This window comes from Neorhizobium vignae (assembly GCF_000732195.1).
Taxonomy (GTDB): Bacteria; Pseudomonadota; Alphaproteobacteria; order Rhizobiales; family Rhizobiaceae; genus Neorhizobium; species Neorhizobium vignae.
This window is the reverse complement of sequence record NZ_JNNU01000018.1, coordinates 18,956-30,291: the sequence shown is the minus strand read 5'-3', so window position 1 is coordinate 30,291 and position 11,336 is coordinate 18,956. Positions and strand designations below refer to the sequence as shown.

Genomic DNA, 11,336 nt, shown 5'->3' with positions numbered 1-11,336 from the left:
ATGATCGAACGTCACATCGGCCTGTCGATCTTCTGCCACGTCGTCCTCCTCATCGGCGCCGCCGCCGTCTGCATGCCGCTATATTTCGCCTTCGTCGCCGGCTCGCTGACGGTCGGCGAGGTGCAGCAGGTGCCGTTCCCTCTGATTCCGGGCAGCCATTTTGTCGAGAACACGATCCTTGCCTGGAACGAAGGCCAGTTCAGCCGGCTCTACGTCAATTCCCTCATCGTCACGGTCGGCATCGTCGTCGGCAAGCTGGCCGTGTCGCTCATCGCCGGTTTCGCGGTCACCTATTTCCGCTTTCCCTTCCGCATGACCGCCTTCTGGCTGATCTTCATCTCGCTGATGCTGCCGGTGGAAGTCCGTATCATCCCGACCTACGAGGCGGTGGCCGATGCCGGCGGGCCGCTGCGGGCGCTGTTCGAGGCGATCGGCCTGACCGGCTTCGTTGCCGATACGACCGGCTACCAGCTCGACGCGGCGCTGCAATGGAACATGATCAACAGCTATGGCGGCCTCATCCTGCCGCTGATCGCCTCGGCGTCGGCGACCTTCCTGTTCCGCCAGTTCTTCCTGACCGTGCCGGACGAACTCTGCGAGGCCGCCAAGCTCGATGGTGCCGGTCCGCTGAAATTCTTCTGGGACGTGCTTCTGCCGCTGTCGCGCGCCAATATCGCGGCGCTTTCGATCATCCTCTTCCTCTACGGCTGGAACCAGTATCTCTGGCCGCTTCTCTTCACCACCGAGAAGGCGATGGCGACCGCAATGATCGGGCTCAAGGACCTGATCCCCGTTGCCGATGCCCAGCCGGCCTGGAACATCGCCATGGCCGCTTCCTTTTTTGTGATGGCGCCGCCCGCTCTCGTCATCCTTCTGATGCAACGCTGGTTCACCAAGGGCCTTGTGGATTCCAGCAAATAGAAAAGAGGTATTTCCCATGACCAATCCCATTATCGTCGGCCATCGCGGCGCCCGCAATCTCTGGGCCGAGAACAGCCTGACCGGCTTCCGCAATCTGCTCGATCTGTCCGTCGAATCGGTCGAATTCGACGTGCATCTGAGCGCCACCGGCGAACTCCTCGTCATCCATGACGCGACGCTCGATCGCACCACCGAGCGCTCCGGCCGGGTGGCGGATCTTGCCGCCGGCGAATACCGCTCGGTGATCCTCAAGGGCACCGGTGAGCACATCCCGACGCTCGAGGACGTGCTCGAAATCTATGCCCCGACCGGTCTCGAACTGCATGTGGAACTGAAGGCCGATGCCGACGGCAAGCCGTACGAAGGCCTCGAAGCCAAGGCCGCGGCGATGATCGACCGTTTCGGCGTCGCGGACAATTCCTTCCTGACCAGCTTCAGCGGCGAAGTGCTGAAGACGATCGGGCAAGTCGCGCCGCATATCCGCCGGCTGTCCTCGCTCAATCACAAATCCGTCCAGGCTCTCGGCCTGCGCCAGTCCGTCGAAGCCATGCTGTTGGTCTCCGACGTGCTGGCGATTGAAAAGGCGCTGCTGCTCGAAGAATGGGAACTGCTCTCCGCGCTGGTCCCGGCCGAAAAGCTCGGCGTCTGGGTCCCGAACGAGCTGGAAGACCTGTCCTTCTGGCTGAAGCGGCCGCTCCGCCAGATCACCACCGACCGGCCGGACCTCGCCGTCAAGGCCCGCGAAGGACTGTTCGATGCCGCTCATTGATCGTCGAAGCCTGCTGGTGGGGGGATTGGCGGCGGCTGCCATCTGGCGGCCGCTCGGGTCCGCCCGTGCGGCAAGCTTCAAAACCGATCCTTTCGCCCTCGGCGTCGCCTCCGGCGCGCCGAGGGCCGACAGCGTCGTTCTCTGGACAAGGCTGATCCTTGAGAACGCATCGTCCACCACCTCCGCCGATCCCTTTGCCCCGGCGCCGAAACCGGTTCTTGATCCCATCGACGTGGAATGGATGATCGCCGAGGACGAGGCCTTTTCAAAGCCGCTCCAATCCGGCCTCTTCCGCGCGGTTCCGGAATTCGCCCATTCGGTGCATGTCGAGGTGACGGGCCTTTCGCCCGGCCACTGGTATTTCTATCGCTTCCGCTCCGGCAACGCGACGAGCCCGGTCGGCCGCACCCGCACCGCTCCCGCAGACAGCGTCGATACGCTTCGCCTCGCCTTCGCCTCCTGCCAGCAATATGAGCAGGGTTTCTACAGCGCCTATGCCGACATGGCCGGCCGCGATCTCGACCTCGTCATCCATCTCGGCGATTACATCTACGAGCGCAGTTACGGCGCGCAGCTGGTGCGCAAACACCAGACCGGCGTGCCGTCGATGCTCTACGAATTCCGCGATCGTTACGCGCTCTACAAGTCCGACCCGCAATTGCAGGCGGCGCATGCCGCTTTTCCCTGGCTCGCCGTCTGGGACGACCACGAGGTCACCAACAATTACGCCAATGACCGTGCCCCCGACGCGCCGAACGCGGCGGAATTCCTCGCCCGCCGCCGCGCCGCCTACCAGGCCTGGTTCGAGCACATGCCGGTGCATCCGAGCCTCGCAGCCGGTTTCGATGCGCTGCGCATCTACGATCACTACAGCTTCGGCAACTTGGCTGGCGTGACGCTGCTCGATACGCGACAATACCGCTCGCCCGAACTCGAAGCTTCCGCCGGCGGCGACCGGCCGGAGCGGACCATGCTCGGCCCGGCGCAGGAAGAATGGCTTGGCAACACGCTCGGTGCCAGTGGGACGAAGTGGAACATCATCGCCCAGCAGACGCTGCTTTCCGAACGCGATACCAAGGCCGGGCCGGCCACCGCCTATAACCTCGACGGCTGGGATGGTTATCGCGCCGCCCGCGGCCGGCTGCTGGAGTCGGTGCAGACCTCGGCGGTCCAAAATCCGCTGATCATCGGCGGCGACCTGCATGCCTTCTATGCGGCCGATGTGAAACGCGACTTCGCGGATGAGAAGGCTCGGGCCATCGCCAGCGAATTCGTCTGCGGCTCGATCACTTCCGATGCGCCGACCGCCGCCAGCCTGGCGATGGCGCTTGCCGAAAACCCGCATCTCAGGTTTGCCTCGGACAAGCATGGTTATGCGATCATGCGCCTCAGCGAACGGTCGGCCGAGGTCGATTTCATCGGTATCGCCGACCGCAAGCAGCAGAATTCCCCCGCTGCCGTTTTCCGGAGTTTTGCCGTCGCCGACGGCGCAGCCGGCGTCAACCGGCTTTGATGCCTCATCCATAGTTGGACTTTATGCAGATAGATCTCCTGATTTTCGATTGCGACGGTGTCCTGATCAACAGCGAGCCGATCGCCAGCCGCACGCTTGCCAAGGCCCTGCAGGATGCCGGCGCGGCGATCACCGCCGAAGAGGTGCTGGTCCGCTTCACCGGCAATTCGGCCAGCGCCATCCGCCGCATCTGCACCGAAGAGCTCGGCATTACCGATCTGGACGCGGTCTTTGCGGCCTGGCATCTCGATATCTATCCGGAATTCGCCCGTTCCCTGGAGCCGATGCCCGGCATCGAAAGCCTGGTCCGGTCGCTGCCGCACCGCAAATGCGTCGCCTCCAATAGCTCGACGGACCGGTTGGCGAAAAGCCTCGGCCTGTTGCCGCTCTGGAACGCCTTCGCGCCCTCGATCTTCAGCGCCGACATGGTGGCGCGGCCGAAACCGGCCCCGGATCTCTTCCATTTCTGCGCCGAAACCCTGTCCGCCGAACCGGCCCGCTGCGTGGTGATCGACGACAGCGCCCACGGGATCACCGGGGCGAGGGAAGCGGGCATGACGGCGATCGGCTTTGTCGATCCGGCAGACCCACGGCCCGGCCGGGTGAAAATCCTGGCGGAAGCTGGAGCCGTATTCGTGGCAACCGGTGCCGCAGAGCTTCAGGAAGCACTCGTCCGTCTGGAAGCGCCGCTTACCGTGGAAGCCTGAGCGGCCACCTCGCCAGCATCCCGAAAAAAATCGCCGGTGTCATCCGCCTGTAAAACTCCGGCCCTAAGAAACCCCCAGCAAGGTTGCACGGCTGTGCAAAAGGGGGTTCGATGGAGCGAAACGGGTTTTTGGAATTGCGCGGCATCGCCAGCCGTTATGGCGCCACGCAGGTTCTGACCGATATCGACCTGTCGATCGCCAAGGGCGAGTTCGTGGCGCTGCTCGGGTCGTCCGGCTGCGGCAAGACCACGCTTCTGCGTCTGCTCGCCGGCTTCATCGGCCCTTCGGCCGGAGAGGTGAAGGTGCGCCATCGCGACGTCACCTACCTGCCGCCGGACAAGCGCGGCATGGCGCTGGTTTTCCAGTCCTATGCGCTCTGGCCGCATATGACGGTGGCGCAGAACATCGGTTACGGGCTGAAGCTGAAGGGCGTTCCGCGCCAGGAAATCGCCACTCGCGTTGCTGCCATGCAGTCGCTGCTCGGCCTCGACGGGCTGGACGCACGCAAGCCTTCCGCGCTCTCGGGCGGTCAGCGCCAGCGTGTCGCGCTCGGCCGGGCGCTCGCCATCGATCCGGAAATCCTGCTGCTCGACGAGCCGCTGTCCAACCTCGACGCCCGTATCCGCCTGACCGTCCGCCACGAGCTGCGGGCGCTTCAGAAGCGCCTCGGCATCACCGCCATCCACGTCACCCACGACCGCGAGGAGGCCATGGTGATGGCCGACCGGATCGTCATCCTGAACGCCGGCAAGATCGCCCAACAAGGCACGCCGGAGGATGTCTATAACCGTCCCGCTTCGGCCTTCGTCGCAGCCTTCATGGGCGCGGAAAACGTGCTTTTCCTGAACGGCACGCCGCAGGGCGACCAGTTTGCGATCGCCGCCGGCCCAGCCAATGCGGCTGGTAGCGTGCCGCTCGGCGGCCGTGCACTGGCAGCCGGTCCCGTCGAAGCCCGCTTCCGCCCCGAGGCCGCCCGTCTTTTCGCGGCCGACGAGATCGCCGCGATCGGCCCCGGCATCACCTTCCGGGGCGAGGTCGCCGCCGTCAGTTATCCCGGTGGCCATTGGCGCCATGTGGTGCGGCTCGGGCAGACCGAAATCATGGCCGATGCCGAGCGCGCCTTCGAGCCGGGCGGCCGCGTCGCCGTGTTCGTGCCGGCCGAGGCGCTGTTCCTGTTCAATTTGCCGGAGGCTGTTTCGGCTTTCCCCATTTCCCAGACCTCGTCCGGGAAAGTCCACGCCTGACCTTTCGATACCTCTGCCCTTTCAACTCACGGAGAAGCACTCATGAAGAAGATGTCCTACGCAGCCTTCGCCGTCGCTTTCGCAGCCCTTCCGGTTCATGCCGAAGAGCTGACGGTTGCGACCGCCGGCGACCAGAACATGGTCGACTACATCAACCAGTACCTCGGCCCGCTTTTCGAAAAGACCTATCCGGGCAACACGGTTCGCGCCGTCGGCACCGGCCCCGGCGATGCCGGCTCGCAGAAGATCCTGGAGCGCTTCGACGCCCAGGCCGCGGCGAAGGCTGACAAGTGGGACGTCGATGTCGCTGTCGTCCACGAAAAATTCGTTGGCCCGATGGTGACCAAGAACTATCTCGACAAGTACCGCAGCGACATCGAAACCGGCAAGCTCGTCACCCGCGCCAACGCCAAGATGGCGCTCGGCTCGAACGTCGACGGTTATGTCATGCCGATGTTCAACAGCCAGACCGCGATCGCCTACAACCCGGCGCTCGTTCCGAACCCGCCGAAGTCCTATGCCGAGCTGGCAGACTGGGCCAAGGCTCATCCGAAGCAGTTCGGTTATAACGGCATCAAGGGCGGCGCTTCCGGCGTTTCGTTCGTCATGGGCTGGATCTACGCCTTCGGTGGCGGCGACGCCAACACCCTGATGAACGGCCCGTTCAAGGAAGAAGAAACCAAGAAGTGGGATGCGGCCTTCAAGAGCCTCGCCGACTTCACGACCAATGCGACCCTGACCCCGGGTAATGCCGGTACGCTCGACCTTCTGTCGCGCGGCGAAATCGCCATGGGCCCGGTCTGGGTCGACATGTTCTACTCCTGGCAGGCCAGCGGCCAGCTTCCCCCGACCATGAAGCTCGTCCTGCCGGCTCCGGGCATGCCGGGTCAGCCGATGCACTACGTCATGCCGGAAAAGGCCGCTCACAAGGCTCTGGCCGAGAAGTTCATCGCTCTCGCCACCAGCCCGAAGGTCCAGGCCGAAGGCATCGTCAAGCGCTTCAACTGGTATCCGGGCATCGACGCCGACAACGTCAAAAAGGAACTGGACGACGCCACCTGGAACAAGCTGTTCGTCGACATCTCGCCGGCCGATCTTGCTGCCAAGGGCAAGCCCTTCCCGATCGCGCCCTACAACACCGCGATCCTCGAAGCCTATGAGAAGTCTGTGAAGTAATCGCACTTTCACCAACCTTGCTCCCCGCAGTTCAGCGCGGGGAGCATTTCCTTTGAGAGCGGTCGAACGATGTCCAGACGCCTTCTCGGTCTCCTCCTTGTGCTGCCGGCACTCGCGGTGATCGCCTTCCTCTTCATCCTGCCGCTCATCATGTCGGCGGTCGGCGCCTTCCAGGTGGAAGGGGCTTTCGGCTGGGGCAATTTCACCAAGACCTTCGACCTCTATACCAAGGACATCATCTTCACCGTCGTGATCGTCAGCCTGTCGACGGTGCTGATCGGCATCGCCTCGATCGCGATCGGTGGATATTTGACGCTCGGCGAACATCCGGTGGCGGTCGCCATCCTGCGCTGGCTCTATCGCTGGCCGATGTTCATTCCCTTCATCGTCGTCGGCCAGATCCTGCGCACATTCCTTGCCAAGAACGGCATGATGAACAACACTTTCATCAATCTCGGACTGCTGACGCCGCTCGATGCGGTGAGCTTCCTCGATTGGCGCGGCATCGTCGTCGCCTTCGTGTGGAAGCAGACGCCGTTCGTGGCGCTGCTCGTCGCCGGCGCGATGGCTTCCATCAATCGCGACACGATCGAGGCGGCCCGCAATCTCGGCGCCTCGCGGCTGCGGTTGCTCCTGGAAATCGTCGTGCCGCAGGTGGCGATGACCTTGACGGTCGGCCTCATCCTCTCCTTCGTCACCATGATGTCGGTTCTGTCCGTGCCGCTGATGATCAATGCCCAGTCGCCGACAATGCTGACCGCCGACATCGCCTTCCGGGTCAATTCCTACGGGGATTACGGCGTCGCCAACGCGCTCGGCCTGATCTCGCTCGTGCTTGCCGCATCCGTCGCATGGATCTACCTGCGCGCCAGCCTCAAGGAGCGCGCATGACAGCCGCCCATATTCCCGCCGCCCGCAATCCTCTCGCTGCCCTCTGGTGGGTGCCGCGCGGCATCATCTTCGGGCTGATGGCCTTCTTCATCTTCGGGCCGCTCTTCAACCTCCTGCTCTGGACGGTGGCGGAGAAGTGGTATTTCCCCCACAGCCTGCCGTTGGAATATGGCTTCAGCTCCTGGGCAAAGGTGTTCGCGCCGCGCGGCGGGGCGATGGAGTCGCTCACCAATTCGCTGATCGTGGCGCTGCTCACCGTCGTCGTCTCGTTGGCTCTGGCGATCCCGGCCGGCTACGCGCTGGCCCGGCTGAAACTGCCGTTCCGCGGCCTCATCCTGCTCGCCTTCCTCATTCCGCAGGCCTTTCCGAACCTGACCGTCTATGTGAATATCGCCCGCATCTTCTACGAGATCAGGCTCAACGGCACCATCCCGGGCGTCGTGCTGGTCCACGTCTCGCATGGCCTGGTCTATGCGGTCTGGATCGCGACGGCTGCCTTCTCGGCGATCGATGCGGAACTCGAACAGGCGGCCCGCAATCTCGGCGCCGGCGCTTTCCGGGCCTTTCTCGACGTGACCCTGCCGCTGGCGGCACCTGGCCTGATGGCGAGCGCCATCTTCGTTTTCCTGGAATCGCTCGACGAATTCACGGGCAGCTATTTCGTCGGCGCGCCCGATGTGAACATGCTGCCGCTGCTGCTTTATACCACCGCTGCCGGCGGCAATTATCAGATCGCATCGATCACCGCCCTCTTGCTGCTCGTTCCCTCTCTGGTGTTCATGTTGATCGTGGAGCGATTCCTGAAGGCGGACGTCCTTTCGCGCGTGGGGCATTGAGGAAAGCATGAAGGACGAAAAACGCATGCGCTTTGTCAGCGCCGAACAGGTCGCCCGCCTCGCCGGGGTCTCCCGTTCGGCGGTGTCCCGCACCTTTACGCCCGGCGCAAGCGTAGCACCGGCGACGCGGGAAAAGGTGCTGCGGGCGGCGGAAGAGCTCGGTTACCACGTCAACGACCTCGCCCGCGGCGTGCTTGCCAACCAGAGCCGGCTCGTCGGCATCGTCGCGACCAAGCCGGAACTCGGCTTTCGCGCCCACCTGACGGCGGCACTCGCCAAGGCGCTGATCCATCGCGGCAATATCCCGATTCTTATCAATACCGGTCAGACCGAAGACGAATTGCTGGCCGCCCAGAAGATGCTGATCGGCCACCGCGCCGAAGCGACGATCATCCTGTCCGGCTCGCCGCCGGCAAGCTTCTTCGAGCTTGCCCAGCGAAACGGCCAGCCTCTGGTGGTGATCGGCCGGTCCGAGCCGGACGCCGACCACGTCCGCGCCGGCAATTCCGAGGCCTCGCGCAATGCCGCCAGTGCGTTTGTGGCAGCCGGGCGTCGGCACCTGGCCGTCGTCGGTTCGCAGTCGGAGACGCCGAGCATCGTCGAGAGGGAAAATGCCTTCCTGTCGGCGGCGCGATCGGCCGGTGTCGGGGTCCGGTCCGCCAGAGGTCCCGATTCCGACTATGACAGCGGCATTGCCGCCGCTCGCGAACTGTTCACCGGCGGGGAACGCCCGGACGCCGTGTTCTGCGCCAACGACCAGATCGCGTTCGGCCTTATGGATTTCATCCGCATCGAGAAGAAGCTGCGCATCCCGGAGGATGTTGCGGTGATCGGTTTCGACGACGTGCCGGAGGCGGCCTGGCTGAGTTATGGCCTCACAACCTTCCGCCAGGACCCGATCACCATGGCGCTGCGGGCTGTCGAGCTTCTGGAACGGCGCCTCGAAAACCCGGACGCTTCGCCGGGTTACGAGCGGGTCATCCCCGAACTGGTCGTGCGGAAAAGTTTCGTCCCGGTTTAAAGCTTCAGCAGCTTGCGGGCGTTTTCCTTGAGGATCAGTGGCCGCACCTCGTCCTTAATCGAAATCGCCGCAAAGTCCGCCATCCAGCGGTCCGGCGTGATCGCCGGCCAGTCGGAACCGAAAAGCATTTTGTGCTTCAGGATCGAGTTGGCGTACTGGACCAGGATCTGCGGAAAGTACTTTGGAGACCAGCCGGACATGTCGATATAGACGTTCGGCTTGTGGGTCGCGACCGAAAGCGCCTCCTCCTGCCAGGGGAAGGAGGGATGCGCGAGGATGATCGGCATGTCGGGAAAATCCGCCGCCACGTCATCGAGATAGATCGGGTTCGAATATTTCAGCCGCATGTTCATGCCGCCGCGCATGCCGGCGCCGACGCCGGTCTGGCCGGTATGGAACAGCGTGATCGCGCCTTCTTCGGCAATCGCCTCGTAGAGCGGATAGGCCATCCGGTCGTTCGGATAGAAGGCCTGCATGGTCGGGTGGAACTTGAAGCCCTTGACGCCGAATTCCCGCACCAGCCGGCGCGCCTCGCGGGCGCCCAGCTTGCCCTTGGCAGGGTCGATCGAGGCGAACGGGATCATGATGTCACTGTTTTCGGCGGCGATCATCGCCACTTCTTCGTTGTTGTAGCGGCGAAAGCCGGTCTCGCGCTCCGCGTCGACGGGGAAGATCACGCAGCCGATCTTGCGTTCGCGGTAATAGACGGCGGTTTCGTTGACAGTCGGCAGCATGCCCTTGTGACCGGCCGGGTTCTTGAAATATTTGGCCATGCCAGCTTGGAATTCGTCGTAACCGTCGTCGCGCGGGCCACAGCAGGGCTCTTCCGCATGGGTGTGGATGTCGATGGCGATCAGTTCGTCAATGTTCAAGGTCCGCTCCTCCCGATCCTTAGATTCAGCCCAGGCCTACGAATTTCTGCAGGAGGGCCGTCAGTTGCTGGCGCTCGCCAGCGGTAAGATTGGCGCCGACCGACGCTTCGTAGCTGAAGAACCACTGGCTTGCTTTCCTGACCCTCGTGACCGCTTCCGGGGTCAGCGTGATCTCTACGGCTCGGCGATCGCCATCCGGGATTTTTCGGGAAACAAGGTTCTGGTCCTCCAGCGCCCGGATCAGCTTGGTCATATGGGCCCGCTTGATCATGAGCCGCTGGCCGAGCACGCTCTGCCGGATGCCGGGATTGTGGAGAATGACCCAAAGGACGGAGAATTCCCCCGGCTTCAGATTATGTTCCCCGACCTCTTCGAAAAACCGCTCGTAGATCTTGAGCTGCGCCAGCCGCATCAGAAAACCGAGCGCCGAATTGAGCCGGTCGAGATCGACCTCGTCTGCCGTGCGGATCGGCATGTCCATGGGCGTTTCTCCCTATGCCGAACCAGGCGCCTTCAGCCTTGCGGCGCGTTTTTCCAGGAAGGCGCGCAGACGCTCCTCGGCCTCCGGGCTTGTGGCGGTGAAGGAGGCGATGAAGGATTCGACGAAAAGGCCGTCCTCCTTCGCCATGTCCTGTATACGCGGCAGGGCGTTGATGACGGCGTAGTTAGAAATTTCGGCATTGCTGGCGGCTGCTTCCGCAAGCTCATGCGCCTTCTGCCGGGCCATGCCCTTTTCGACGACATATTGCGCCAGGTTCCAGCGCTCCGCCTCTTCCGCCGAAGCGACGCGGCCGGTCAGCATCATGTCGGTCATGCGGGCGACGCCCATCAGCCGTGCGGCCCGCACCGAGCCGCCGCCGCCGACGAAAATGCCGCGCTGGCCTTCCGGCAGCGCGAAGAAGGCGGACTTGTCGGCAACGCGGATATGGGTGGAGGCCGCCAATTCGAGCCCGCCGCCGACTACCGCGCCATGCAGGGCGGAAATCCACGGGATCGTGCCGTGTTCGATGCCGGCAAACACCGCATGCCAGCGGCGCGAACCATGCACGCCCTGGATCGGCGTTTTCTTCACATGTTCGGCAAGATCGAGCCCGGCGCAGAAATGGTCGCCATGGCCGAAAAGAACGACGGCTTTCGCCTCGCTTTCGGCCCGCGCCACGGTCTCTGCGATCGTTTCGACGAAACGGTCGCTGATCGCATTGCGCTTTTCCGGACGGTTGAGACCTATATGGGCAACATTGCCCTTGAGCTCATAGGTCACGAAGCTGGTTGCCGTCTGATCGGCCATCTTATGCACTCTCCTCCAGCAACGGACGCTCCCCAGCCCGTCTTCAGTTTTTGATCGTTTACATGGAGATTGTTTCTTTGTAAACAAATTTTGGGAGC

12 protein-coding genes are annotated in these 11,336 nt (G+C 63.3%); 9 read left to right on the top strand and 3 right to left on the bottom strand.

All coding sequences use genetic code 11. The features are described 5' to 3' along the window. The 9 genes from GQ59_RS24925 to GQ59_RS24885 all read left to right on the top strand — a co-directional run bounded on the left by GQ59_RS24925 (nt 1) and on the right by GQ59_RS24885 (nt 9,078). Nucleotides 1-921: an ABC transporter permease subunit gene (locus tag GQ59_RS24925; RefSeq protein WP_037086433.1), complete on the top strand. Its 921-nt coding sequence runs from the start codon at nt 1-3 to the stop codon at nt 919-921. A 16-nt stretch (nt 922-937) separates the two neighbouring features. Then, nucleotides 938-1,690 (top strand): glycerophosphodiester phosphodiesterase family protein, encoded by a 753-nt coding sequence (locus GQ59_RS24920; protein ID WP_037086431.1) that lies wholly within the window; start codon nt 938-940, stop codon nt 1,688-1,690. After that, nucleotides 1,677-3,203, top strand: a complete 1,527-nt coding sequence (locus GQ59_RS24915) for an alkaline phosphatase D family protein (protein ID WP_037086429.1) — start codon at nt 1,677-1,679, stop codon at nt 3,201-3,203. Before GQ59_RS24920 ends, GQ59_RS24915 begins: the two co-directional genes overlap by 14 nt. Nucleotides 3,204-3,226: 23 nt before the next feature. Next, a complete protein-coding gene (locus tag GQ59_RS24910; RefSeq protein WP_037086427.1) occupies nt 3,227-3,910 on the top strand; it encodes an HAD family hydrolase in 684 nt (227 codons plus the stop codon). Between the two features lie 110 nt (nt 3,911-4,020). Next, nucleotides 4,021-5,154: an ABC transporter ATP-binding protein gene (locus GQ59_RS24905; RefSeq protein ID WP_037086425.1), complete on the top strand. Its 1,134-nt coding sequence runs from the start codon at nt 4,021-4,023 to the stop codon at nt 5,152-5,154. Nucleotides 5,155-5,196: 42 nt separating this feature from the next. Further along, the gene (locus tag GQ59_RS24900) at nt 5,197-6,330 is read left to right on the top strand and encodes an ABC transporter substrate-binding protein (protein ID WP_037086423.1); all 1,134 of its coding nucleotides are present in this window, start codon (nt 5,197-5,199) and stop codon (nt 6,328-6,330) included. 69 nt (nt 6,331-6,399) lie between these two features. Next, complete coding sequence (locus GQ59_RS24895) at nt 6,400-7,221, top strand: ABC transporter permease (RefSeq protein ID WP_037086421.1); 822 nt, start codon at nt 6,400-6,402, stop codon at nt 7,219-7,221. After that, nucleotides 7,218-8,057 carry an ABC transporter permease gene (locus GQ59_RS24890; RefSeq protein ID WP_084683283.1) on the top strand — a complete coding sequence of 280 codons (840 nt, stop codon included), beginning with the start codon at nt 7,218-7,220 and terminating at the stop codon, nt 8,055-8,057. Before GQ59_RS24895 ends, GQ59_RS24890 begins: the two co-directional genes overlap by 4 nt. A 7-nt stretch (nt 8,058-8,064) precedes the next feature. Further along, complete coding sequence (locus GQ59_RS24885) at nt 8,065-9,078, top strand: LacI family DNA-binding transcriptional regulator (RefSeq protein WP_037086419.1); 1,014 nt, start codon at nt 8,065-8,067, stop codon at nt 9,076-9,078. On the opposite strand, the gene GQ59_RS24880 is transcribed toward GQ59_RS24885, so the two are convergent. The 3 genes from GQ59_RS24880 to GQ59_RS24870 are packed head-to-tail and all read right to left on the bottom strand — an operon-like array spanning nt 9,075 to nt 11,238. Beyond that, on the bottom strand, nt 9,075-9,950 hold the full coding sequence (locus tag GQ59_RS24880; protein ID WP_037086418.1) for an amidohydrolase family protein: 876 nt from the start codon (nt 9,948-9,950) through the stop codon (nt 9,075-9,077). The genes GQ59_RS24885 and GQ59_RS24880 overlap by 4 nt on opposite strands. Nucleotides 9,951-9,975: 25 nt before the next feature. Further along, nucleotides 9,976-10,431, bottom strand: coding sequence for a MarR family winged helix-turn-helix transcriptional regulator (locus GQ59_RS24875; RefSeq protein WP_037086416.1), 456 nt, complete (start codon nt 10,429-10,431; stop codon nt 9,976-9,978). A 12-nt stretch (nt 10,432-10,443) separates the two neighbouring features. After that, nucleotides 10,444-11,238 carry a crotonase/enoyl-CoA hydratase family protein gene (locus GQ59_RS24870; protein ID WP_037086414.1) on the bottom strand — a complete coding sequence of 265 codons (795 nt, stop codon included), beginning with the start codon at nt 11,236-11,238 and terminating at the stop codon, nt 10,444-10,446. Nucleotides 11,239-11,336: the final 98 nt, after the last annotated feature.

Bases quoted from the DNA above. Each gene is read 5' to 3' on its own strand.
- GQ59_RS24925 (WP_037086433.1), top strand. From the start codon at position 1: ATGATCGAACGTCACATCGGCCTGTCGATCTTCTGCCACGTCGTCCTC.
- GQ59_RS24920 (WP_037086431.1), top strand. From the start codon at position 938: ATGACCAATCCCATTATCGTCGGCCATCGCGGCGCCCGCAATCTCTGG.
- GQ59_RS24915 (WP_037086429.1), top strand. From the start codon at position 1,677: ATGCCGCTCATTGATCGTCGAAGCCTGCTGGTGGGGGGATTGGCGGCG.
- GQ59_RS24910 (WP_037086427.1), top strand. From the start codon at position 3,227: ATGCAGATAGATCTCCTGATTTTCGATTGCGACGGTGTCCTGATCAAC.
- GQ59_RS24905 (WP_037086425.1), top strand. From the start codon at position 4,021: ATGGAGCGAAACGGGTTTTTGGAATTGCGCGGCATCGCCAGCCGTTAT.
- GQ59_RS24900 (WP_037086423.1), top strand. From the start codon at position 5,197: ATGAAGAAGATGTCCTACGCAGCCTTCGCCGTCGCTTTCGCAGCCCTT.
- GQ59_RS24895 (WP_037086421.1), top strand. From the start codon at position 6,400: ATGTCCAGACGCCTTCTCGGTCTCCTCCTTGTGCTGCCGGCACTCGCG.
- GQ59_RS24890 (WP_084683283.1), top strand. From the start codon at position 7,218: ATGACAGCCGCCCATATTCCCGCCGCCCGCAATCCTCTCGCTGCCCTC.
- GQ59_RS24885 (WP_037086419.1), top strand. From the start codon at position 8,065: ATGAAGGACGAAAAACGCATGCGCTTTGTCAGCGCCGAACAGGTCGCC.
- GQ59_RS24875 (WP_037086416.1), bottom strand. From the start codon at position 10,431: ATGGACATGCCGATCCGCACGGCAGACGAGGTCGATCTCGACCGGCTC.
- GQ59_RS24870 (WP_037086414.1), bottom strand. From the start codon at position 11,238: ATGGCCGATCAGACGGCAACCAGCTTCGTGACCTATGAGCTCAAGGGC.